Here is a 22544-nt window from a genome sequence, read left to right as displayed (position 1 = left end):
CGCTCGGAAGCCGTCGAGGCGCTCCGTGGCGGCCTCCCGTCGGCGGTTGTCGGCGGACGGCGACGCCGGGGAGACGCCGGGAAATCGGGGAGGAAGCGTGGAGAGCGAACCGACCGCGGAGCTGATCCGGGCGCAGCTCCGGCGGCTGCGGCTGAAGGCCGAGCTGAGCCAGGAGGAGTTCGGGAAACTCGTCCACTTCTCCGGGTCGCAGGTGTCGGCGGTCGAGCTGGGCCAGCGGCCGCTGGACCGGTTCTTCCTGAAACGCGCCGACGAGGTGCTGGGCACGGGCGGGTTGCTGACGTCGCTGCTCAAGCTCGCCGAACGCGACGGCCAACCGAGCTGGTTCCGTCCCTGGCTGGAAGCGGAACGGGCACGCGCAGCAGTTGCGCTGCTATCAACCGAGCCTCGTCCCCGGTCTGCTGCAGACCGAGAACTACGCCCGCGCAATCATCCGAAGCGATGACATGCTCAGCGATGACGAGGTGGAGAAGCGGCTGGCAGTCCGACTCGATCGGCAGTCAGTCCTGACGCAGTCGGACTTGACCACGTTCGTAGCCGTGATCGACGAACTCGTTCTGAGGCGGGCGGACGAAGGCTTTCGAGGGATCATGCAACAACAGATTGCCCACCTGATCGAGTGCGTCGAACGGTCTCAAGTCAGCGTCCACCTCCTCCCCGCTGACGTAAGTCTCCATATCGGACTCGCCGGCCCGTTCAGCCTCGCTCGTGGTTCGGATGGTGGCTGGGTGGGCTACCTGGAGAACCAGCTCGGCGGGACGGTGATCGACAAAGATGAGGACCTAGCGGTCCTTCAGTCCAGGTGGGAAAGTGTCCGCAGCGAGGCACTGCCTCGGCGGCAGTCGGTCGAGCTGATGAAGGAAGTGATGACCTCATGGAGCTGATCGGCGCCACTTGGCGCAAGTCCACTCGGAGCGCCCAGAGCGACTGTGTCGAGGTGGCCGACAACCTGCCCGGCGTGGTCGGCGTCCGCGACAGCAAGGACCCGGGTGGACCGGTCCTCGCCTTCACCCCCGACACCTGGCGCGCCTTCATCGCCCACACCAAGCGTCCCTGACGGCTGCGGCTCGCCCGGACCGATTAGCGCGAAGCGGTGATGAGCACCGTTTGCTTGCTCACGCGGAAACTGCCTTCGGCATCGATCCGTGCCTGGACCAGATCACGCGCCGCTGACCGCTGCGCAGGCGTGAGCGGCTCGTCGGCCATGCTGGCCAGATAGGCGAGGACGGGCTCCACGGCGGGAACCGCCAGGTCGCACGGATAGGGCTCGACGGCCACCCCGGTGAAGCTGTCGGCCACGTACCCCGGTCCGGTCTCGGCCGTGAAGTCGTTCTGGCGGAAGCCGAGCACCAGATCGGGGCGGCCGATGGCGACCGCGAGGGCGTTGAGTTCCGCGAGGTGGTCGTTGCCGTTGACGGCGACGGCGATGCGGCCGCCGGGACGGAGGACCCGGGCGAACTCGCGCAGCGCGGCGGGCGGATCGTCCAGGTGGTAGAGCATGTGGTTGGCGACGACGGTGTCAAAGCTGGCATCGGCGAACGGCAGCTGGCTGGCGTCGCAGCGTTCGACGCGGGCGCCGGAAACTTCGCGCAGCCGTGCGCACATCGCCGCCGAGAAGTCGGTCAGGGTGAGCCGCAGCCCTCGGCCGCGGTGGTCCACCTGGCTCCACAGCTTCCCGGTGCCGGCGCCCACTTCGAGGACGTCCCCGGCGAGCGGCAACCGCTCGTCGAGCCAGGCGAACCAGCCCTGCGGGTTCGTGCCGTGGTCGTGCAGCGCGATCCGGGCCGTGAGGTTGCCGGTCGTCGTCGCGTACTGGCTGACGGCACGGGCCGACGGGGTCGTGGTCATGACGGCAGCGTAGGCCGCTCGCCGCGCGTCAGAGGTACAGGCAGAACGGGTGGCCGGCCGGGTCGAGGTGCACCCGCACGTCGTCCTGGGGCTGGAAGTCCGCCACCGTGGCGCCCACGGACACCGCGTACGCCGACGCCGTGTCGAGGTCGTCGACCTTGATGTCGAGGTGCGCCATCATCTGCGGCTCGCCCGGGCCGGCGGGCCAGACCGGCCGCACGTACGCCGGCTCGGTCTGGAACGACAGCCCGGCGCCGCCCCCGGCTGCGACGAGGGTGACCCAGTGCGGCTCGTCCTCCCCCCGTGACCACCCGAGCAGCCGTTCGTAGAACCCGGCCAGTTCCCGCGCGTCGGGAGCGTCCAGCACGGTCGCCGTCATCGTCAGCCGAGGCCTCTCATCCATCCCGCTCTCCTACCCACAGACAGGCGGACTCCAACGGGGACACCGGCCCGCGTCGGTGGAACGTCATGGAGGTCAAACGGGAGCGAATATGATCGCCCGCCGGCGCTGCCCGCCGTACGCTGCGGCAATGCTGCTGCGCATGTCGACTCTGCTGCTCCGGACCCTGCGCGAGGACCCGGCCGACGCGGAGGTGCCGAGCCACCGGCTCCTGCTCCGCGCCGGCTACGTGCGCCGCGCCGCGCCGGGCGGCTACACCTGGCTGCCGCTGGGCAAGCTGGTGCTGGACCGGGTCACCGACATCGTCCGCGCGGAGATGGCAGCGATCGGCGACCAGGAGGTGCAGTTCCCGGCGCTGCTGCCGGCCGAGCCGTACCGGACCAGCGGGCGGTGGACGGAGTACGGCGACGACATCTTCACCTTGGAGGACCGGAAGGGCGCCGAGCACCTGCTCGCCCCGACCCACGAGGAGATGGCCGCGCTGCTGGTGAAGGACTTGTTCAGCTCGTACCGGGACTTCCCGGTGACGCTGTTCCAGATCCAGACCAAGTTCCGGGACGAGGCCCGGCCCCGGGCCGGCCTGCTGCGCGGGCGCGAGTTCCTGATGAAGGACGCCTACTCCTTCGACCTGGACTCCGCGGGGCTCCAGGCCGCCTACGACCGGCACCGCGAGGCCTACCAACGGATCTTCACCCGGCTCGGGCTGGACTTCACCGTGGTGCACGCGATGTCCGGGGCGATGGGCGGCTCGGCGTCGGAGGAGTTCCTGGCCGCCACGCCGGTCGGCGAGGACAGCTACGTCGGCTGCACCACCTGCGACTACGCGGCCAACACCGAAGCCGTGGTGACCCGCGCGCCGGCCGCCGGCGACCCGGACGCGCACCCGGCGATCGAGGTGCACGACACCCCGGAGACACCCACCATCGCGTCCCTGGTCGAGCTGGCCAACGCCCGCGCGCTGGCCGGCCGGACCGACTGGACCGCCGCCGACACGTTGAAGAACGTGGTGCTCGCCGTGCGCCGGCCGGGCGCCGAGCGGGCCGAGCTGCTGGTGATCGGCCTGCCCGGCGACCGCGAGGTGGACCTGAAGCGGGTCGAGGCGGCGCTGCACCCGGCCACCGTGGCGGTCTTCGAGGACTGGCCGGCGCACCCGGAGCTGGTCCGCGGCTACCTCGGGCCGCAGATCCTGGCCAAGCACGACGTGCGCTACCTGGTCGACCCCCGGGTGGTCACCGGCTCCGCCTGGCTGACCGGGGCGAACGAGCCGGGCCGGCACGCCACCGACGTGGTGTGCGGGCGGGACTTCGTGCCGGACGGCACCATCGAGGCGGCCGAGGTGCGGCCGGGAGACCCCTGCCCGGCCTGCGACGGCGAGCTGACCATGCGGCGGGGCATCGAGGTGGGGCACATCTTCCAGCTCGGCCGCCGGTTCACCGACGCCTTCGCGGTCGACGTGCTCGGCCGGGAGGGCAAGCCGGTCCGGCCCACCATGGGCTGCTACGGCATCGGCGTCTCGCGGGCCGTCGCGTCGGTGGCCGAGCAGCACCACGACGACCGGGGGCTGGTCTGGCCGGCCGAGGTCGCGCCGTGCGACGTACACCTGGTGGCGGCCGGGAAGGGGCCGCAGCTCGACGCGGCGCTGGAGCTCGGCGGGCGGCTCTCCGCGGCCGGCCTGCGGGTGCTGGTCGACGACCGCACCCACGTCTCGGCCGGGGTGAAGTTCACCGACGCCGAGCTGATCGGCATCCCGCGGGCCGTCGTGGTCGGCCGCCGGCTGGCCGAGGGTTACGTCGAGCTGCGTGACCGGGCCTCCGGCGAGCGGATCGAGTTGCCCGTGGACGGTCTGATCGAGCGTCTGCTCGACGAGGCGCGCGGGGCGCGCTGCGACGGGGTGTAGCGGACGTGCCACGGGGTACCGCAGACGGATAGACCGAGGCGTTTCGGAGGGCTCTCATGTACCGGGTCAGCGACGTGATGACCAAGCAGGTGGTCTACCTGCCCGCGGAGACTCCCCTGGACGAGGCGGCCAGGGTGATGAAGGAGTCGGACATCGGCGATGTGGTGGTCACCGACGGAGCGACCCTCGCCGGCATGCTGACCGACCGCGACATCGTGGTCCGGGCGGTGGCCGAGCGGGCCGACCCGACGAGCACCACGATCGGCTCGATCATCACCCGCGAAGTGGTGATGATCGAGCAGCACTGCACCGCGGCCGAGGCCGCCGCGCTGATGCGCGAGCGCAACATCCGCCGAGTGCTGGTCTGCGACAACGACCGCAAGCTGGTGGGCATCGTCTCCCTCGGCGACCTGGCCATGCAGCTCGACCCGAACTCCGCGCTGAGCGACATCAGCGAGGCCGCACCGAACATGTGATCCGCCCGACCCGGTGTCCTCCCGGCCGACCCCCGAGGACGCCGGGGTCACCGGCGGTAGCCTGGCGGTCATGTCCGAGATGCCGAGCAAGCTGGCCGAGATCGTCGACGAGTTCGCCGCCGCCCCGCGCGACGTGGTGCTGGAGATGCTGCTGGAGTTCTCCGACGTGATCCCGCCGCTGCCCGAGGGGGTGGAGCGGGACGACCTGGAGCAGGTCCCGGAGTGCCAGACCGCGTTCTTCCTCCGCGCCGAGGTCAACCCGGACAAGACGGTGAGCACCATCTTCGACTGCCCGCCGGAGGCGCCGACCACCCGGGCGTTCGCCGGCATCCTCGCCGAAGGGCTGGCCGGGGCGAGCGCCGAGCAGGTGCTCGCCGTGCCGGACGACCTCTACCAGCGGATGGGCCTGGCCCAGGCGATCAGCCCGCTGCGGGTGCGCGGCGGCACCGCCATCCTGGCCCGGCTGAAGCGCCAGGTCCGGGAACAGATCTCCTGATCGAAGGGTTGTCGCTGGTCATGGAGATCGAGATCTACGCCGACATCGTCTGCCCCTGGTGCTGGATCGGCAAGCGCCGGCTCGAGCAGGCCCTGGCGCGCTACGACGGCGAGGTGACGGTCCGGTTCCGGCCGTTCCAGCTCGACCCGACGCCGGTGACCGAGCCGAAGCCGCTCATCGAGGCGCTGGGTGCCAAGTTCGGCGGCCGGGACAAGGCCGAGGGCATGGCCGCCCACGTCACCCAGGTCGCCGAGGGCGCGGGGATCGACATGCACTTCGACCGCGCGGTGGCCGCGAACACCTTCGAGGCGCACCGGCTGGTCCGGTTCGCCACCGAGCGGGGCAGGGCCGCCGAGCTGGTCGAGCGGCTCTACCGGGCGCACTTCCAGGACGGGATCGACGTCGGGTCGCTCGACGCGCTGGTCAAGCTGGCCGGCGAGGTCGGCCTGGACGAGACCGAGGCCCGCGATCACCTGGCGTCGAACCTCGGTCGCCGGGAGGTGGCCGCCGACCTGAGCGCCGCCCACCAGCTCGGCGTCTCCAGCGTGCCGACCTTCGTGCTGGCCGGGAAGTACGCGGTGACCGGCGCCCAGGAGCCGGAGACGCTGCTCGCCGCCCTCCGCGAGGTCGCGCAGCGCGAAGCGTCCGCGTGATGTTTCACGTGGAACAAGATCGATGCGAATGAGGGCCTAGGCGGGCCGGGCCAGGTCCTCCACCACCGTTGCCCCGGGCAGCGCGCCGAGCGCCGGCCCGGGCAACGCGATCTTGCTGTGCCGTACGCCGGATCCGATGATCACGTGCGGCGTGGCGATCACCCGCGAGTCGACCAGGATCGGCCAGTCCTCCGGGAGCCCGATCGGGGTGATCCCGCCGTACTCCATCCCGGTCAGCTCGACCGCGTCGGCCATCGGCGCGAAGCTCGCCTTGCGCACGTCGAGCAGCTTGCGGACCATGCCGTTCACGTCGGCCCGGGTGGTGGCGAGCACCATGCAGGCCGCGTACCGGGTCTCGCCGCCCCGCTTGCCGGCGACCACCACGCAGTTGGCCGACTCCTCGAGCCCCACCTCGTACGCCGCGCAGAACGCCGCCGTGTCGGCCAGCTCGGCGTCGATCGGGGCGACCAGCACGTCGTCCACGTCCACCGGCGCCTCGTCCGGCCACCGCTGGATCGCCGCGGCCACCGGCGCCGCCAGCAGGTCGAGTCGGGTACGGGCGGGCTCGGTCTTCAGCGTCCCCATCACGGGTGCGATCCTCGCACCCGCCACGCGGCTCCGCTCACCGACGTCCCGAGCGGCCCGGATCCCGGGAGACGGGAACGGGGTCAGCTACCGGTGAGGAAGGCGTTCTCGCGGGCGAACGTCCGGTCCTGGTGGACCGCCAACTCCTCGGCCCGCACCTGCTGGGCGCGGTGGGTCTCCACGTCCTCGATGCCGTGCCGGACCCCGAGCCGGATCACGCCGTAGAGGAAGACGAAGCCGAAGACGTACAGGATCACGGTGGTGAGGAAGACCAGCATGCGGCCACGGTAGGGCGGCCCGGAACCGCAAGAGGTTTCATCTCCGGCCGGTTCCCCCGTACGTGTCGGCCAGGTGGTCGGCCCAGGTGCGGGTGCCCGTCGGGGTGGCGGTCGTGGTGAGCCCGCCGGCGCGCAACTCGCGGCCGAGCCGCCCCGGAATCCGTACCGGCAGCAACGGACGCCGTGACCGCCGGGCCGCCCGCCAGGCGCGGACCGCCTCGTCGTAGCGGAGCACCTCCGGGCCGCCGAACTCCTCGATCCGACCCGACGGGCCCGCGTTCAGCATCGCGGCGAGGCGGTCCGCCACCTCGCCGGGGTCCACCGGCTGGGCGAGTATCGCCCGGTCCCCGAGCACCGGGCCGAGCCGGCTCGCCGCACGCAGCAGCTCGTCCAGGAACTCCGGGAACTGCGTCGCCCGCAGCACGCTCCACGGCACCCGACCGGCCGCCACCACCTGCTCGGCCGCCAGCTTGTGCCGGTAGTAGCCGAGCGGCACCCGGTCGACGCCGACGATCGACACGTACACCAGGTGGCCCACCGCGGCGTGCCCGGCGGCCAGCACCAACCGGCGGGTGCCCAGCACGTCGATCTCGTGGGTGCGCCGGTTGGGTGAGGAGGCCAGGTGCAGCACCGCCTCGACCCCGTCGACCGCCGCGGCCAGCCCTTCACCGGTGGCCAGGTCGGCCGCCAACCACTCCACTCCGGCATCGCTCCGGGGCCGGCGACTCACCGCGCGCACGGTGTGCCCCTCGTCGCGCAGCCGGGGCAGCGCCACCCGCCCGAGCCGTCCACTCGCCCCGGTCACCAGCACCCGCATCGTCGCTCCTCTCCCGCGTCCGTCCACCGGACGGGCCGGCGGGCCGGATCGTGACGCCCCTGCCCCGGTACCCCCGATCCTGCGGTCCCGGGCCGGGCGACGCGGGTGGATCCGGTGGTCAGGCGGCCGCGGGCGCCCGCCGCACCACGCGGCCCGCGAGCAGCACGCCGAGCAGTCCGCAGCCGGCCGCCACGGCCAGGGTGGTCGCGTAGCTCCCGCGGCCGGGAGCCGAACCGGCGGCCAGCACGGCCCCGGTCAGCGCCAGCACGGTGGCGGCGGAGAGCGAGTCGCCCAGTTGCAGCGCCGAACTGTTCCGGCCCTGCTCGGCGGGGGCGGACAGGTCCAGGGTGAGCACCGACAGCGACGGGTAGAGCAACCCCATGCCGAGGCCGGCCACCGCCCAGGCCAGCACCGCGAGCGCCACCGGCAGGGCCGGCAGGAGGGCCAGCGCGACGCCGGCCGTGCCGACGGCGATGCAGGTCAGCCCGGCCCGGGGCAGGGTGGCGGCGGACCGCGGGGTGGCGATCCGGCCCTGGATCCAGGAGCCCGCCGACCAGGAGACCGCGCCGACGGTCAGCACGAGGCCGGCCGCGGTCGGCGAGAAGCCCCGCTCCCGGGACAGCATCAGCGGGATCACCACCTCCGCCGCGGCGAACGCCGCCGAGGCCAGGCCGCGCAGGCCGATCACGGTCGGCAGCCCCCGCGCGGCCCGCAGGAACCCGGCCGGCAGCAGCCGCGGTACGCAGACCAGCAGCCCGACCAGCGCCGCGCCGACCAGGCCGGCGGCGAGCACGCCGCGCTGCTGCCCCCCGTAGTGCAGCAGTGCGGCGCTCGCCCCCGCCCCACAGGCCCAGCCGATCCGGGCCGCCGCGCCGGCCGGCGGCCGGGTCGGCACGGTCGCGCCCAACGCCCGCAGCCCCGGCTGGATCAGCAGCACGGCCGGCACCGCGACCGCCGGCACCGCGAGGAACACCCAGCGCCACCCCAGGTGCTCGACGATCAGCCCGGCCAGCGCCGGACCGACCAGCGACGGGACCACCCAGGCCGCGGCGAACGCGGCGAACACCCGCCGCCGCAGCTCCTCCGGGTACGCCTGCCCGACGATCACGTAGAGCGCGACGGAGAGCAGCCCGGAACCGAAGCCCTGCACGACGCGCCCGACGACCAGTACCTCCATCGTGGGCGCGGCGCCCGCCACCGCCAGACCCGCCACGAACCACGCCACCCCGTGCCACATGGCCTGCCGCGGCCCCCGGGCGTCGCACCAGATGCCGGAGGCGACCATGGCCACCACGCCGGAGGCGAACGGGCCACCGAAGGCGAGCGCGTAGAGGCCGAGCCCGTCCAGGGTGCGGGCGACCGTGGGCATCGCGGTGCCCACCGCGAGGGCCTCGAAGGCGAGCAGCGACACCAGGGCGACGCTGCCCACGGTCATCGCCCGCAGCCGCGGCGACCAGAGGTGTGCGGGCGGGGCCGGCGGTGCGGCCGTGGCGGTCGACATGGGCTCAAGCCTCCGACCTCAACCGCGATTGAGGTCAACGGTGAGCCCCGTCTCGTCAGGCCGACTCCAACGCCTCGCCCACCCCTTTCACGAGTCCCGAGTAGTGCTGGTCGGCCAGGACGTGCCCGGCGGTGATGACCAGGGCCAGCGGCCACTCGATGACCTGGAGCGCGGCGAGCACGCCGAGCCCCGCGTAGTAGGTCAACTTGTCCGGCGGGGGCACCGCCACCTCGCCCAGCATCGGGACCTGCACCCGCCGGCAGTACGTCTTCACCATCTCCCGCGACCCGCTGAGGTTGCGTGTCAGCGTGCTCATCCGCGCCTCCCCGGTTCCGACGACGACATCGCTGTCCGAGCGGCATTCCACCGGCCTCCCCGTCCATGCGCCGGGCACTGCGGAAACTTCCCCCGCCCGAGGGGCATAACGGACGCCGGGCTGGGAAGTCGGGCCGCCGGGACGAGGCGCGGGAGGCGAGATGGCGTACGGCGAGCGCGGCGGGAGTACCGAGGAGCGGGGCCGGCAGCCCGGTCGTACGCCTCGATGACCTCGCTGGGCCGCGTCGCCGGGCTGCTGCTGTCGCCGGCCGCCCTGCCGGACGCGGTGGCCCGGGCCGCACGCACGGTCGCCACCGCGGTGCCGGACACCGCCCGTACCGTCGGATCGACCCTGCCGGAGACGGCCAGGAACGCCGTGCCGGACAGCGTCGCCGAGGCGGCGGGGAGTGTGGGCGCCGCGGCGACCCGGCTGGCCCGCCTCGCCGGGCTGACCCGGCGCCGGGTCTGGTCGCGCGCCGGCCGGCACCACATCGAGGTGCACGGCGTCTGCCAGGACGGCGGGGACCAACTGGCCCGGCAGGTCGAGGCGGCGCTGGAGGCGCTGCCGGGGGTGGCCTGGGCCCGGGTCAACGCGCCGTCGGGCCGGGTGGTCGTGGCGGTCGAGGAGCCGAAGCCGAAGCTGCGCGACCTGATCGCCACCGTGGCGCGGGCCGAGCAGGTGTGCCCGCACGAGCCGGACCCGGAGATCCCGCCGCCGCATCCACCCGAGGAGGGGCCGCGCACCCCCCGCACCCTGGGCGCGCTGGCCTCCGACGCGCTCGGCCTCACCCTCTCGGCGGCCACCCGGATCCTGCCGTTCACCCCGGTCCCCGGCGAGGTGGCCGGCTTCCTCGCCGCGGTCGACCTGCACCCGAAGCTGCACGCGCTCGCCGACCGGGGCCTGCGGGCCGACCCCCGCGCCGAACTGGTCTTCCCGCTCGTCGAGGCGGTGGCCCAGGGGCTCGCCGGCGGCTGGAGCGGCATCGTGCTCGACGGCGCGCAGCGGGTGGTGCAGTGGGGCGAGGCGCGGGCCCAGCTCGCCGCCTGGGCGAAGGCCGAGCCGAGGCTGACCGGCGAGCCGGACCGCGCGGTCGCCCGGGTGCCGGACGGCGAACGGCCCTGCCCGGTCCCGGACGGCCCGGCCGAGCACTACGTCAGCCGGATGCTGGTGGCCGGCGCGGCCGCCGGGGCGGCGGCGGTGCCGGTGGTCGGCGGGAAGCGGGCCGCCGCGCTGGCCCTGTCGTCGCTGCCCAAGGCTCCGGGCAGCGGCCGCGAGGGGTACGCCGCCCAGCTCGGCCGGATGCTCGCCCGGCGCGGTGTGATCGCCATGGACCGCAGCGTGCTGCGCGAGCTGGACCGGATCGACACGGTGCTGCTGGACGCGGCCGTGCTCGGCTCCGACCGGGGCGTGCTGGCCGACCTGGCGCCGCTGCCCGGCGCGGACACCGGCCAGGTGGCCGCCCGGGCGTTCGCGCTCTTCGACCCGGCCGCCCCGGACGCCGTACGGAACGCCGACGGCTGGCGGCTCGGCCCGCTGGACCGGATGGACGCCGAGGACCCCGGGAACACGCCGGACAGCACGCGGCTGCGCGCGGACGGCGGCCGGCTGCTCGGGCTGGCCCAGGGCGGCCGGCTCGCCGCCGTGCTGCGGGTCGAGCCGGAGGCCGTGCCCGGGGTGGACGCCCTGGCGACCGCCGCCCGCCACGCCGGCCTGCGGCTCCTGGTCGCCGGCGACGACGACGGCCGGTACGACTTCGCCGACGCCCTCGTGCCCGGCGGTCCCCGGCTCGCCGACTCGGTCCGCGACCTGCAACGCGAGGGCGCGGTGGTGCTGGTGGTCTCGGGCGACCGGGCCGCGCTCGGCGCCGCCGACTGCGGGCTGGGTGTCTCCGCCCCGGAGGACCTGCCGCCCTGGGGCGCGCACCTGCTCGTCGGGGACGACCTGCGGATCCCCGCGCTGCTCATCGACGCGACCGGGGTGGCCCGGCGGATGACCGGGCAGAACATCCGCATCGCGATGGCCGGCACCGGGCTGGCGGCGCTCGGCGCGTTCACCGCCGACCGGGAGCGGTTGCCCGGCCGGGCCCTCGCCGCCGTGAACGGGGCCGCCGCCCTCGCCTTCGCGCACGGCGTCTGGCGGGCCCAGCGACTGCCGGACCGGACCCGTACGCCGGCGCCCGCTCTCACCGCCTGGCACCTCATGCCGGTGGAGACCGTCCTCGACCAGCTCGGCACCCGCCCCGAGGGGTTGACCGGCGAGGAGGCGGCCCATCGCCGGCGCGCCGTGACCGGGGACGGGCACGGCCCGACCGGGCTGCTCCGCGCGTTCGTGGACGAGCTGTCGAACCCGCTCACCCCGGTGCTCGCCGCCGGGGCGGTGCTCTCCGCCACGTTCGGCTCGCTGGTCGACGCGGCCCTGGTCGGGGGCGTGGTGGGCGGCTCGGCGCTGATCGGCGCGGTGCACCAGCACAACACCGAGCGTTCCCTGGCCGAGCTGCTGTCCCGCTCGGCGGTGACCGCCCGGGTGCTGCGCGACGGCGCGGAGCGGGTGATGGCCGCGGAGGACCTGGTGGCCGGGGACGTGGTGGCGGTGGGCCCCGGCGACGCCGTCCCGGCCGACTGCCGGGTGCTGACCAGCGACGGGCTGGAGGCCGACGAGTCGTCGCTGACCGGTGAGTCGCTGCCGGTGGGCAAGACCGTCGAGCCGGTGGTGGCCGCGGCGGTGGCCGAGCGGCACTCGATGCTCTACGAGGGCACCACGGTCGCCGCCGGCCACGGCACCGCCGTGGTGGTGGCCACCGGCGAGGAGACCGAGGCGGGGCGGAGCCTCGCCCTGGCCCGGGAGGCGCCCCCGGCCAGCGGGGTGGAGAGCCGGCTCGGGAAGCTGACCAGCGCGGCCGTGCCGCTGGCGGCCGGTTCGGCGATCGCGGTGGCCGGGGCAGGGCTGCTCCGGGGCGTACCCCTGGCGGAGACGGCGGCGACCGCCGCGAACCTGGCCGTGGCCTCGGTGCCCGAGGGGCTGCCGTTCCTGGTCAGCGCCGCCCAGCTGGCGGCGGCGCGGCGGCTGGCCGAGCACGGCGCGCTGGTCCGCAACCCGCGGACCATCGAGGCGCTGGGCCGGGTCGACGTGCTCTGCTTCGACAAGACCGGCACCCTCACCGAGGGAAAGCTGCTGCTGGCCGGGGTGGGCAGCGGCGACGACCGGTACGCCCCACCCGACCGGCTGGACGAGCCGCTCCGGCTGACCCTGGCCACGGCGCTGCGGGCCACCCCCGCGGCGGCCGACCCGGACGAGCTGCCCCAGCAGACCGACCGGGCGGTGCGCCGCGGCGCGCGCACCGCCGGCGTGCTGGAGCTGACCGGCGCACCGGATTGGACGGCGGTGGGCGGGCTGCCGTTCGAGCCGTCCCGGGGTTACCACGCCACTGTCGGTCGCACCGCCGACGGGCTGCTGCTCAGCGTGAAGGGCGCGCCCGAGTCGGTGCTGCCGCGCTGCGCGGCCCGGCGGACCGCCGGGGGCGACACGCCGCTGGATCCGGCCGGCCGGGACGCGTTGCAGGCGATGCTCGCCGAGCGGGCCGGGGCCGGGAACCGCATCCTGGCCGTCGCCGAGTGCCCGGTGGGCGCCGAGTCGGTGACCGACGAGCAGGTCGACGGGCTGGTCTTCGTCGGCTTCCTGGCCCTCGCCGACGGGGTGCGGGAGAGCGCGGCGCCCGCGGTGCGGCGGATCCGGCAGGCCGGTGTGCACACCATCATGATCACCGGGGACCACCCGGCCACCGCCGAGGCGATCGCCGCCACGATTAGCCCCGACCACGGGGAGCAGCGGGTGGTCACCGCCAGCGAGCTGGACCGGCTCGACGACGAGGCCCTCGCGGAGCGGCTCATGGGCACCGACGTGGTGGCCCGCTGCACCCCGGCGCACAAGGTGCGGATCATCCAGGCCCTGCAACACCGGGGCCGGACGGTGGCGATGACCGGCGACGGCGCCAACGACGCCCCGGCGATCCGCCTCGCCGACGTGGGCATCGCGCTCGGCCAGCGCGGCACCCCGGCGGCCCGCGCCGCCGCCGACCTGGTGGTCACCGACGACCGGCTGGAAACGATCATCGCCACCCTGGTGGAGGGGCGGGCCATGTGGTCGTCGGTCCGCCACGCGCTGAGCATCCTGGTCGGCGGCAACCTCGGCGAGATCGCGTTCAGCGTGCTGACCGCCGCCAGCACCGGCCGCTCGGCGCTCACCGGCCGGCAACTGCTCCTGGTCAACCTGCTCACCGACCTGGTGCCCGCGCTGGCCATCGCGGTCCGCCCGCCCGCCTCCCACGGGGCCGACCACCTGCTGCGGGAGGGACCGGACACCTCGCTCGGCGAGACGCTGACCCGGGAGATCGCACTCCGGGCCGGAGCCACCACGCTGGGCGCGACCGCCGGCTGGACGCTCGCCCGGTGGACCGGCCGGGAGCGCCGGGCGGGCACGGTGGCGCTCGCCTCGCTGGTCGGCACCCAGCTCGGCCAGACCGTGCTGGCCGGTGGCACCAGCCCCACCGTGCTGGCCTCCACCGCCGCCTCGGTCGGCGTCCTCATCGCCGTGGTGCAGACACCCGGGGTCAGCCAGTTCTTCGGCTGCACCCCGCTCGGCCCGGTGGGCTGGACCATCGCCGCCGGCTCCGCGCTCGGCGCCACCTTCGCCAACGGCGCGCTGACCCGGCTGGTCGACCGCCTCCCCCAGCGCGAGGCCCGTCGGCATGGCGGGACCGATCAGGGGTACGGCGAGGGGCATGACGCCTGAGGCGACCTTCATCGGTACGGCGACCACGGTGCTGCGGATCGGCGGGTTCACCCTGCTCACCGACCCGAACTTCCTGCATCGCGGGCAGCGCGCCTACCTCGGCAAGGGGCTCTGGTCGAAGCGGAGCACCGACCCGGCGCTGACCATCCCCGAGCTGCCCACGCTGGACGCGGTGGTCCTGTCCCACCTGCACGGCGACCACTTCGACCGGGTGGCCCGCCGCGAGCTGGACCGGGCGCTGCCGATCGTCACCACGCCCGCGGCGGAACGGAAGCTGCGCCGGTGGGGGTTCCGGGCGGCGGAGGGCCTGCCCACCTGGCGCTCGTACGAGCTGCACCGCGGGGACGAGACGCTGCGGCTGACCGCCCTGCCCGGCCAGCACGGGCCCGGCGTGCTGGACCGGCTGATGCCCGACGTGATGGGCACCCTGGTCGACCTGGAACGCGCCGGCGAGCGCCGGTTCCGGCTCTACGTCACCGGCGACACCCTGCGCCGCCCGCAGCTCGCCCAGATCCCCGAACGGTTCCCGGACATCGACGCCATGCTGATCCACCTCGGCGGCACCAGAGTCGCCGGCATCCTGCTCACCATGGACGCGCGGCAGGGCGCCGACGTGGTGGAGCTGATCCGGCCCCGGCTCACCGTGCCGATCCACTACGACGACTACCCGGTGTTCCGCTCCCCGCTGCGCCACTTCGTCGAGGAGGCCCGGCGGCGCGGCTTCATCCGGCAGGTCCGCACCATCCACCGGGGCGAGACCGTGCCGCTGACCCCCTGACGCGGCTCGCCGCCCCACTCGGCACGGGCCGGAGGGGCGGCGAGGGGTGCGTCGGTGGCGGTCATGCGCGCTCGGAGATCGCCTCGATCAGGTCGCCCACCGGGCGTTCCGGCAGCGAGCGGGCCACGTCGGCGACGGCCACGATGCCGACGAGCTCATGCCCGTCGATCACCGGCAGCCGGCGTACCTTGTGCTCGCCCATGGTGCGCAGGATCTCGGCCGCGTCGTCGTCCGCGCCGATGGTCACGGCCTCGCCCTGGGCCAGCTCACCGGCGGTCACGTCGCCGGGGTCCTTGCCCTGGGCCAGCACCTTCACCACGATGTCCCGGTCGGTCACCATGCCCTTGAGGCGGTTGTCGTCGCCGCAGATCGGCAGCGAGCCCACCCCGAGCTCGGCCATCCGCCGGGCGGCGGTCCGGAGGTCGTCCTGCTCCCGGACACAGCTCACGTCGTTGGTCATGATCTCGCGTGCGGTCGGCATTGGCATGACACCTCACTTTCGGGGGGTTGTTACCCGTACTCCTACCCCCGCCGGTCGCAGCCATGCGGCCCGCGCAAATGGGATCGATCGCGGGCCGGGTCGGCGGCTAGGGTGCCGCCGTGCCGTCACCTCGCCTTGAGCAGATCACCCCGGACAACGTCCTGGCCGCCTGCGCGATCGCCGTCCGTCCCGACCAGGAAGGGCTGGTCGCCCCGGTCGCCCGGTCGCTCGCCGAGGCGTACGCCCAGCCGGCGGTCGCCTGGCCCCGGCTGATCGTCGACGACGACCGGCCGGTGGGCTTCCTGATGGGCTTCCTCGACATCCAGTGGCGTCGAGACCCGATCGACGTCCGCTCCGGCCTGTGGCGGCTGAACATCGCCGCGGACCAGCAGGGCCGGGGCTACGGGCGGTTCGCCGTGGCGGCGCTCGCCGACGAGTTGCGCCGCCGGGGCGCGGACCGGATGTTCGTCACCTGGGCGCCCGGCCCGCACGGCCCGGAGCGCTTCTACCGCCGCCTCGGCTTCCGGCTCACCGGCGAGCTGAGCGGAGACCAGGTGGTCGGCGAACTGGCCCTCTGACGGGTCAACGCCAGGTGGCGGCGGCGCGCCGCAGCCGGTCGTTGATCGCCCGGCCGACGCCGACGTCCGGGACCGGCTCGGCGACGATCTCGGTCACCCCGGTCGCGTCGAGCCGGTGCAGGGCGTCGAAGAGCCGGGCGGCCGCCACGGTCAGGTCGCCCTCGGGCGACAGCACCTCCACCGCCGCCCAGTCACCCTGCGCCGGCGGCGCCCGGAAGGCCAGGAACCCGCGCCGGCCGCCGTCCCCGTCGGCCGCCGCGCCCAACCGCAACGGGGTACGCGGGGCGTAGTGCGCGGCCAGCGTCCCGGGCGCGACCGGCTGGCCCGAGCTGCCCGGGCGTACCTCGACCGGCCCGACCGCCTCGACCAGCGCCTCCACCGGCAGCGCGCCCAGCCGGAGCACCACCGGCCGCTCGCCCCGGGCGTCCACGATGGTCGACTCGATCCCGCACCGGGTCGGACCACCGTCGAGCACCACGTCCACGGCGGCGCCCAGCCCGGTCACCACGTGCTCCGCGCGGGTGGGGCTGAGCTGCCCGAACCGGTTGGCGCTGGGCGCGGCCACCGGCACCCCGGCGGCGGCGATCAACGCCCGCGCGGACGGCTCGTCCGGCACCCGGACCGCCATGGTGTCCAGCCCGGACGTGACGATCGGCGGGATCACCGCCGGCCGGTCCACGATCAGGGTGAGCGGGCCGGGCCAGAAACGCGCCACCAGCGCGGCCACCGCCGGCGGCACCGCGCCGACCAGCGCGGGCAGGTCGGCGGCGTCGGCCAGGTGGGTGATCAGCGGGTCGAAGCTGGGGCGAGCCTTCGCCTCGAAGATCCGGGCCGCCGCCCGGGCGTCCAGCGCGTTCGCGCCCAGCCCGTAGACGGTCTCGGTGGGGAAGGCGACCAGCCCGCCGGCACGCAGGACGGCGGCGGCCTCGCCGATGCCGCTCCCGGCCGGCAGGACGCGCGGGGATCCGGTGCTCACGGACCGACGCTAGCCTGCCGGGCACGCCGGCCCGGCACTACCCTGCCCCCATGGGCAGACGGCTGGCGCTGGCGGTGGCCGGCGTCCTCGTGCTGGTCGGCTGCCTCGGCCTGCTGACCGCCGTGCCGGCCGTCCAACGGGCCCTCTCACCGGACGCCGAGCCCACGCCCCTCCCGCTCCGGCTCTCCGGCCAGCGCTACGACAACCTCACCGTCGACGTCGACCCCGGCCGGTACGCCATCTGGGCCACCCGGCCGACGAGCGCCCCGGACCGTGACCGGTGCCGGGTGACCGGCCCGGACGGGCGGCCGGTGCCGGCGGGCGAGCCCGGGCACGTGGTCCGGTGGACCGAGGTGGCCACCGACGATACCCTCTGGACCTGGGTGTCGACCTTCGCCGCCCCGGCCGCCGGCCGCTACCGCCTCACCTGCCGGCTCGACCCCGACGTCGGCCAGCAGTACACGGTGACCCGGGAACCGGACCGCCGGCTCACCCTGCGCCTGCGGCTGGCGCTGTGGCGCGGACTGCTGGTGGCGGCGCTGCCGGCCGGCCTGGTGATCCTCGGCATGACGCTGACCTGGCGCCGCCGGGCGGACTGAACTCGGTTGCGTCCCGCACCGGGGCCGCTCCATGATCGTCGCCGTGAGCCGGATGAAGATGCACGCCGACGAGGTGCTGACCGACGTCGACCTGGTCCGCCGGCTGCTCGCCGGGCAGTTCCCGCACTGGGCCGACCGGCCGCTCCGCCTCGTTCGCTCGTACGGGACGGACCACGACGTCTACCGGCTCGGCGACGACCTGGCGGTACGGCTGCCCCGGATCGGCTGGGCCACCGAGCAGGCGGCTCGGGAGGCCGAGTGGCTGCCCCGGCTGGCCCCGCACCTGCCGCTCGCCGTGCCCGTGCCGCTGGCCATGGGCCGTCCCGTCGAGGGTTACCCCTTCGACTGGTCCGTCTACCGGTGGTTGCCGGGCGAGAACGCCAGCGCCGCCCTGTACGACCTGGACCGGGCGGCGGTCGACCTGGCCGGCTTCGTCGCCGCGCTGCGGCGGATCGACACCACCGGCGCGTACCCCCGGCCGCCCCGCTCCCGCGGCGCCGACCTCGCCGAACTGGACGAGGGGGTGCGCGACGCGGTACGCCGGCTCGGCAACCGGGTCGACGGTGACGCGGTGCTGCGCGCCTGGCAGGAGTCGCTGGACGCACCGGCCTGGGACGGGCCGGGACTCTGGCTGCACGGTGACCTGCTGCCCGGCAACCTGCTGGTGGTCGACGGCCGGCTCTCCGCGGTCATCGACTTCGGCGGGCTCAACGTCGGCGACCCGGCCTGCGACCTGCAACCGGCGTGGAACGTCTTCACCGGCCGCAGTCGCGCCCGGTTCCGTGCCGAACTGGCCGTCGACGACGCCTCCTGGCTGCGCGGCCGGGGCTGGGCGCTGCTCCAGGCGGTGATCGCCCTGCCCTACTACTGGGACACCAACCCGGGGATCGTCCGGCAGACCTCCCACGCGCTGCGCGAGGTGCTCGCCGACGCCGCCCGCTGAACCGCGCGCCGGCGGGTAGACACGGTCGTGGTGCTCCGCCGGCAACCGGCGGGCCCGAGGAGGGACGAATGACCGACGACGACCGCCCGCGTAAGCCCGTCGAGAGCGCCGACGACCTGGTCACCTGGCTGCAGTGGCTCGCCGATGACGTGGCCCGGGCACCGGACGCCGTGGTGAACCTGGAACTCGACCAGTTCCTGGCGGCCTGCGCCACCCAGCTCCGCGACCGGGTACGCCTCCAGCGCCGGGCCGGCCGACCGGGACCGGCCCAGCCGTCCTGGCAGCTCGTCGCCGACGTGCTCCACGACGCCGTCCACCACTACTGACCGTCGGGCCGGTCGGCCGGGTCGTGCTCGGTGTCCGGGAGGGTGGGCGCGTCGGTGGGGTAGAGGCCGGCGACGAAGCCGTACACCTGGTCGCCGGAGCGGGGGATCTGGGCGAAGCGGCGGGCGAGCTCCTGGACCTCCGCCCAGAACGCCCGCACCTCCTCGATCGGGATGCGCGCGTGCACGAGCGTGCACCGCAGGTCGTCGGCGGCGTGGGCCGCGGCGGCCTCGGCGGCCGCCTCGGCGAGGCCGTTGATGCGCGCCGCGACCTGCTTGTCCTCCGGCCGGTTGAGCACACCGACGTAGAAGGTGCGGGCGACCCGGCCGTAGAAACGCTCCTCGATAGCCCGGACCCGCCGGGTCCGCACCACCTGGAGCAGGCCGGCGTCGACCAGCAGGTTCACGTGGTAGGCCACGCTGCTCTTCGGACGGTCGACCGCCCGCGCCATCTCGTTGACCGTGGCGGCCCGCTCCAGGACCAGCTCCAGGAGGGTGGCGCGCAGCGGGTCGGCGAGGGCGCGCAGCTGCTCGGGCGTGGTGACCACGAGCATCTCGTCGAGGTCGTAATCCGGGATCTGCTGATTGACCGACATTTCTCGACCGTTCTACAATTCTGGATCATTCGATCGCTCTGGTTCGTTGACAGGAGTCTAGAGATGGCCGACATCGTTCTCTTCCATCACCTGCAGGGGCTCACCGACGGCGTACGCGCGTTCGCCGACCAACTGCGCGCCGGCGGGCACACCGTGCACACCCCCGACCTGTTCGACGGCGAGCGGCCGGCGACCCTCCAGGACGGCGCCGCCCTGACGAAGCGCATCGGCGGCGAGGTGCTCGACGACCGCGCCGACCGGATCGTGGCCGACCTGCCGAAGGATCTCGTCTACGCCGGCTTCTCCTGGGGTGCCGCCACCGCCCAGCGACTCGCCCAGACCCGGCCCAACGCCCGCGGCGCCCTGCTCTACGAGTCCTGCCTGCCGGTCACCGGCGAGTGGGCCGTCGGTCCGTGGCCGGACGGCGTCCCGGTGCAGATCCACGGCATGGACAAGGACCCGTTCTTCGCCCTGGAAGGCGACGTCGACTCCGCCCGCGAGCTGGTCGGCATCGTCGGACCCGAGCGGGGCGAGCTGTTCGTCTACCCGGGCGAGGCACACCTGTTCACCGACAGCTCGCTGCCGTCCTACGACGCGGACGCCACGGCGCTGGTGGTACGCCGCTCGCGGGAGTTCCTCGACCGCCTAGGCTGAACCGTCAGTGGCACGACCCGCGACGCCGGCGCGGCCGGCAAGGAGTTGGTGTTAGCGCGGCCCGAGGCCGGTGCGACCGTCGAGGAGCTCGCGCGCGACGTCGAGGTGGCCGAGATGCCGGGCGGTCTCCTCGATCATGTGGAGAACGATCGCGCGCAGATCGGCGACCTCGTCGTCCAGGTCACCGCCGTGTCGACCGACCGGCTTCGCGTCCAGCGGCGTGGTGGCCAGCAGGGCGTCAGCTCGTTCGCACTGCTCCCGATAGAAGGCGAACACCTCCGCCACCGGATGCGCCGCGGTCATCAGCCCCTCGTCGTCATCGGGCCATGGCACATCGACCGCGGTTCCGCGGAACACCCTTTGGAACCAGTGGCGCTCGGCATAACCCAGATGCTTGATCAGCCCGAGCGGCGTCCACCCCGAGGGCAGGATCGAGGTCCGCAACTGCTCGTCGGTGAGCCCGTCGAGGATCGCGAGCGCACTGGCCCGCTGGGCGTCGAGGAAGTGTTGCAGGGCAACGGCTTCCGCGGTCATCGTGCAGGTGGAGGTCATGGTCATCCTCTCGGGCAACGCGGCCGTCGTCATATGCCGGGGGACCAGCCGGGGCATGTCGTCATCTGTGGCAGCCAAGGTTTTCCCGACGGGGTGGAAAGCTGATCTCAATCACAATCTCCCCGTAGGTGAGTGGACCGGGCATAGCCCGCCCGTACCCGAGGAGCAGACGGACCTGTTGCCCGTTGATCACGCGGTCCGCGCAGAACAGGTTCGTCTGTCCTGGCTCTGGCGAGATTCTCCAATGACCCGCTGTCAGCAGGGTGCGGTAGTGGGTGAGAACCGGGTCCATCGTCGTGCCCGGCGGCAGGCCGATGTCCGCACTGACACGCCCCCATCGGTCGCTCTCATCGCCGCAGGGGAACTGTTCGATGCGGTCGAGGGTGGTGCCGGGCGGAGGCGAGGTCAGCACAGGATCTCGTGTCAACTGCTCGGCCAAGCGGTGATCGCTTTCTGTGCACGGGATCTCCTCAAGCGGGCCGGAATTCTGCGTAAGTTCGTGCACCCTCGGAGCACACAGGGCCACAACACCGACCAGCACCAGCCCGGCTACTGCGGCGCGGGCCAGGACCTGTTGCGGCATGGGCTGAGAGTAAGACGAATGCACGCGCTGGGTGGTCCCGGCGGAGCCCCGAAGCCTTCCGATCGCGGCCTCGACCGTCGCCCGTCCGTGTAACGCGGGTCGCTCGGTCCAGTCCACGGCAGCACGTCCGCGGTCACCGCCGCTACCGCATGTCAGAATCCCCCCAAACCTGGAGCAGAGCTGGCAGAACGGGCGAGCCGATGACGACGAGCAGCGCGGCCGAGCTGATGCGGAAAGCCGGGGATCCACAGCGGGCCACGTTCCTGGAACTCTTCTTCGACCTGGTGTTCGTCCTCGCGCTCTCTCAGCTCTCGCGCGGCCTGGCCGAGGATCTCGGGTGGAGCGGTGCCTTCCGGGCGCTGGTGCTGTTGGGGGCCATGTGGTGGGTCTGGTCCAGCACCGCGTGGCTGACCGACCGGACGGACCCGGAACGACCGGTAGTCCAGGCGCTGGTCATCGCGACCATGGTCGGCAGCCTGGTGATGGCGGCCGCGGTGCCCGAGGCATTCGGCGACACGGGCCTGTTCTTCGCAGGCGCCTACGTCGCCATCCAACTCGGCCGCGGGCTCGTCCTCGTGGCCGTTCTGCGTGGCCACGAACTGCAGCGCATCGGCATGCGCGGGCTGTTCTGGTACGGCCTGTCGGCGCTGCCGTGGATCGCGGGGGCGCTCGTGCACAGTACGGCGCGTGGCGCGTTGTGGGCACTCGCGGTGGTCCTTGACCACACGGCAGGCAGAATCGGCTTCCCCACCCCCGGGGCGGGCCGTACGCCCAAACAAGACCTTGTGATCTCGGGCGAGCATCTGTCCGAGCGCTACCGGCAGTTCTTCATCATCGCGCTCGGCGAGCTGATCCTCGTTACCGGACTGACGCTGAGCAGCGGCGGCTTCACGGCGGACAGGGTCGCCGCGTTCGCAGTGTCGGTCGCGACCACCGTGCTGCTGTGGCGGATCTACATCTACCGCGCCGGGCAGGTCCTGGCGGAAGCGATTGCCGTGTCTGCCGACCCGGTCCGCCTCGCCCGATGGGCGTCATACGCCCACCTGGTCATGGTGGCCGGCGTGGTCGCTGCAGCCGTCGGCGACGAACTCGTCATCGCCCATCCACTCGGGCACACCCCACCGGCCTGGATCGTCGTCATCCTCGGCGGACCCGCGCTGTACCTGGCCGGGCGCGCCCGCTTCGAGCACGCGGTATTCGGCCGCGTGTCCCGGTCCCGACCGATCGGCGTCCTTGCGCTGGCCGCCCTGACACCGGCGATGCTCCCCCTTCCGCCAGTCGTGGTCGCCACCGCTGCTGCCGTCGTCCTGACCGGGATCGCCATATCCGACGCAGCCCGCGCTCGCAGACGCCCGCCCGGGCCGCCGTCACCACCCGGCTAGCCGGAAGTGTCACCTGGTGCTGACGA

Annotated in this window: 25 protein-coding genes and 1 pseudogene; 14 read left to right on the top strand and 12 right to left on the bottom strand. The window is 73.9% G+C overall.

All coding sequences use genetic code 11. The features are described from left to right. Window positions 1–97 precede the first annotated feature (97 nt). Both AB0F68_RS01275 and AB0F68_RS01270 read left to right on the top strand, forming a co-directional pair. Window positions 98–902: pseudogene (locus AB0F68_RS01275) on the top strand (helix-turn-helix transcriptional regulator). Next, on the top strand, window positions 893–1075 hold the full coding sequence (locus AB0F68_RS01270; RefSeq protein WP_357331924.1) for a DUF397 domain-containing protein: 183 nt from the start codon (window positions 893–895) through the stop codon (window positions 1073–1075). The pseudogene AB0F68_RS01275 and the gene AB0F68_RS01270 overlap by 10 nt, the downstream one beginning before the upstream one ends. Window positions 1076–1098: 23 nt before the next feature. Here AB0F68_RS01270 and AB0F68_RS01265 read toward each other — a convergent pair whose 3' ends face one another. Continuing rightward, window positions 1099–1866, bottom strand: coding sequence for a class I SAM-dependent methyltransferase (locus AB0F68_RS01265; protein WP_357331922.1), 768 nt, complete (start codon window positions 1864–1866; stop codon window positions 1099–1101). A gap of 28 nt (window positions 1867–1894) precedes the next feature. Continuing rightward, a complete protein-coding gene (locus AB0F68_RS01260; RefSeq protein WP_357331920.1) occupies window positions 1895–2269 on the bottom strand; it encodes a VOC family protein in 375 nt (124 codons plus the stop codon). A 127-nt stretch (window positions 2270–2396) separates the two neighbouring features. On the opposite strand from AB0F68_RS01260, the gene AB0F68_RS01255 reads away from it, so the two are divergent. The 4 genes from AB0F68_RS01255 (at window position 2397) to AB0F68_RS01240 (ending at window position 5788) form a co-directional block, all read left to right on the top strand. Then, window positions 2397–4163 (top strand): proline--tRNA ligase, encoded by a 1767-nt coding sequence (locus AB0F68_RS01255; protein WP_357331917.1) that lies wholly within the window; start codon window positions 2397–2399, stop codon window positions 4161–4163. A gap of 56 nt (window positions 4164–4219) precedes the next feature. Continuing rightward, the gene (locus AB0F68_RS01250; RefSeq protein WP_357331915.1) at window positions 4220–4639 is read left to right on the top strand and encodes a CBS domain-containing protein; all 420 of its coding nucleotides are present in this window, start codon (window positions 4220–4222) and stop codon (window positions 4637–4639) included. Window positions 4640–4709: 70 nt separating this feature from the next. Next, window positions 4710–5135 carry a SufE family protein gene (locus AB0F68_RS01245; RefSeq protein WP_357331913.1) on the top strand — a complete coding sequence of 142 codons (426 nt, stop codon included), beginning with the start codon at window positions 4710–4712 and terminating at the stop codon, window positions 5133–5135. 20 nt (window positions 5136–5155) lie between these two features. Further along, a complete protein-coding gene (locus tag AB0F68_RS01240) occupies window positions 5156–5788 on the top strand; it encodes a DsbA family oxidoreductase (protein WP_357331911.1) in 633 nt (210 codons plus the stop codon). A gap of 36 nt (window positions 5789–5824) precedes the next feature. Here the strand turns inward: AB0F68_RS01240 and AB0F68_RS01235 are convergent, their stop codons facing one another. The 5 genes from AB0F68_RS01235 to AB0F68_RS01215 all read right to left on the bottom strand — a co-directional run bounded on the left by AB0F68_RS01235 (window position 5825) and on the right by AB0F68_RS01215 (window position 9285). Next, a complete protein-coding gene (locus tag AB0F68_RS01235) occupies window positions 5825–6373 on the bottom strand; it encodes a YbaK/EbsC family protein (protein WP_357332859.1) in 549 nt (182 codons plus the stop codon). Window positions 6374–6456: 83 nt separating this feature from the next. Next, window positions 6457–6651 (bottom strand): hypothetical protein, encoded by a 195-nt coding sequence (locus AB0F68_RS01230; RefSeq protein ID WP_357331909.1) that lies wholly within the window; start codon window positions 6649–6651, stop codon window positions 6457–6459. A 37-nt stretch (window positions 6652–6688) separates the two neighbouring features. Then, window positions 6689–7468: an NAD(P)H-binding protein gene (locus AB0F68_RS01225; protein WP_357331906.1), complete on the bottom strand. Its 780-nt coding sequence runs from the start codon at window positions 7466–7468 to the stop codon at window positions 6689–6691. 118 nt (window positions 7469–7586) lie between these two features. Next, complete coding sequence (locus AB0F68_RS01220) at window positions 7587–8969, bottom strand: MFS transporter (RefSeq protein WP_357331904.1); 1383 nt, start codon at window positions 8967–8969, stop codon at window positions 7587–7589. 55 nt (window positions 8970–9024) lie between these two features. Further along, on the bottom strand, window positions 9025–9285 hold the full coding sequence (locus AB0F68_RS01215; protein ID WP_357331902.1) for a hypothetical protein: 261 nt from the start codon (window positions 9283–9285) through the stop codon (window positions 9025–9027). A 225-nt stretch (window positions 9286–9510) separates the two neighbouring features. Here AB0F68_RS01215 and AB0F68_RS01210 point away from each other — a divergent pair, with 225 nt between their 5' ends. Continuing rightward, window positions 9511–14073, top strand: coding sequence for an HAD-IC family P-type ATPase (locus tag AB0F68_RS01210; protein ID WP_357331900.1), 4563 nt, complete (start codon window positions 9511–9513; stop codon window positions 14071–14073). Next, window positions 14063–14851 carry an MBL fold metallo-hydrolase gene (locus AB0F68_RS01205; protein WP_357331898.1) on the top strand — a complete coding sequence of 263 codons (789 nt, stop codon included), beginning with the start codon at window positions 14063–14065 and terminating at the stop codon, window positions 14849–14851. Before AB0F68_RS01210 ends, AB0F68_RS01205 begins: the two co-directional genes overlap by 11 nt. A gap of 61 nt (window positions 14852–14912) precedes the next feature. Here the strand turns inward: AB0F68_RS01205 and AB0F68_RS01200 are convergent, their stop codons facing one another. Beyond that, the gene (locus AB0F68_RS01200) at window positions 14913–15332 is read right to left on the bottom strand and encodes a CBS domain-containing protein (RefSeq protein WP_357331895.1); all 420 of its coding nucleotides are present in this window, start codon (window positions 15330–15332) and stop codon (window positions 14913–14915) included. A 119-nt stretch (window positions 15333–15451) separates the two neighbouring features. Here AB0F68_RS01200 and AB0F68_RS01195 point away from each other — a divergent pair, with 119 nt between their 5' ends. Continuing rightward, on the top strand, window positions 15452–15910 hold the full coding sequence (locus tag AB0F68_RS01195) for a GNAT family N-acetyltransferase (RefSeq protein ID WP_357331893.1): 459 nt from the start codon (window positions 15452–15454) through the stop codon (window positions 15908–15910). A 4-nt stretch (window positions 15911–15914) separates the two neighbouring features. On the opposite strand, the gene AB0F68_RS01190 is transcribed toward AB0F68_RS01195, so the two are convergent. After that, window positions 15915–16862, bottom strand: coding sequence for an L-threonylcarbamoyladenylate synthase (locus AB0F68_RS01190; protein ID WP_357332858.1), 948 nt, complete (start codon window positions 16860–16862; stop codon window positions 15915–15917). Window positions 16863–16936: 74 nt separating this feature from the next. On the opposite strand from AB0F68_RS01190, the gene AB0F68_RS01185 reads away from it, so the two are divergent. The 3 genes from AB0F68_RS01185 (at window position 16937) to AB0F68_RS01175 (ending at window position 18754) form a co-directional block, all read left to right on the top strand. Beyond that, window positions 16937–17485, top strand: a complete 549-nt coding sequence (locus AB0F68_RS01185; RefSeq protein ID WP_357331891.1) for a hypothetical protein — start codon at window positions 16937–16939, stop codon at window positions 17483–17485. A gap of 52 nt (window positions 17486–17537) precedes the next feature. Then, entirely contained in the window at window positions 17538–18428 is an 891-nt protein-coding gene (locus AB0F68_RS01180) for an aminoglycoside phosphotransferase family protein (RefSeq protein ID WP_357332857.1), read from the top strand. Between the two features lie 68 nt (window positions 18429–18496). Beyond that, a complete protein-coding gene (locus AB0F68_RS01175) occupies window positions 18497–18754 on the top strand; it encodes a hypothetical protein (protein WP_357331889.1) in 258 nt (85 codons plus the stop codon). Here AB0F68_RS01175 and AB0F68_RS01170 read toward each other — a convergent pair. After that, a complete protein-coding gene (locus AB0F68_RS01170; RefSeq protein ID WP_357331887.1) occupies window positions 18748–19347 on the bottom strand; it encodes a helix-turn-helix domain-containing protein in 600 nt (199 codons plus the stop codon). The genes AB0F68_RS01175 and AB0F68_RS01170 overlap by 7 nt on opposite strands. 63 nt (window positions 19348–19410) lie before the next feature. On the opposite strand from AB0F68_RS01170, the gene AB0F68_RS01165 reads away from it, so the two are divergent. Further along, window positions 19411–20001 (top strand): dienelactone hydrolase family protein, encoded by a 591-nt coding sequence (locus AB0F68_RS01165; protein WP_357331885.1) that lies wholly within the window; start codon window positions 19411–19413, stop codon window positions 19999–20001. A gap of 51 nt (window positions 20002–20052) precedes the next feature. Here the strand turns inward: AB0F68_RS01165 and AB0F68_RS01160 are convergent, their stop codons facing one another. Together AB0F68_RS01160 and AB0F68_RS01155 are read right to left on the bottom strand one after the other, a co-directional pair. After that, a complete protein-coding gene (locus AB0F68_RS01160) occupies window positions 20053–20553 on the bottom strand; it encodes a DinB family protein (protein ID WP_357331883.1) in 501 nt (166 codons plus the stop codon). Between the two features lie 61 nt (window positions 20554–20614). After that, window positions 20615–21136, bottom strand: coding sequence for a hypothetical protein (locus tag AB0F68_RS01155; protein WP_357331881.1), 522 nt, complete (start codon window positions 21134–21136; stop codon window positions 20615–20617). Window positions 21137–21336: 200 nt separating this feature from the next. Between AB0F68_RS01155 and AB0F68_RS01150 the strand changes: the two genes are divergently transcribed. Then, complete coding sequence (locus AB0F68_RS01150) at window positions 21337–22518, top strand: low temperature requirement protein A (protein WP_357331879.1); 1182 nt, start codon at window positions 21337–21339, stop codon at window positions 22516–22518. Window positions 22519–22544: the final 26 nt, after the last annotated feature.

This window comes from Micromonospora sp. NPDC023966 (assembly GCF_040639095.1).
Lineage (GTDB): Bacteria > Actinomycetota > Actinomycetes > Mycobacteriales > Micromonosporaceae > Micromonospora.
Note: the sequence above shows the minus strand (reverse complement) of the source record. Positions and strands in the feature narration are given on the sequence as shown.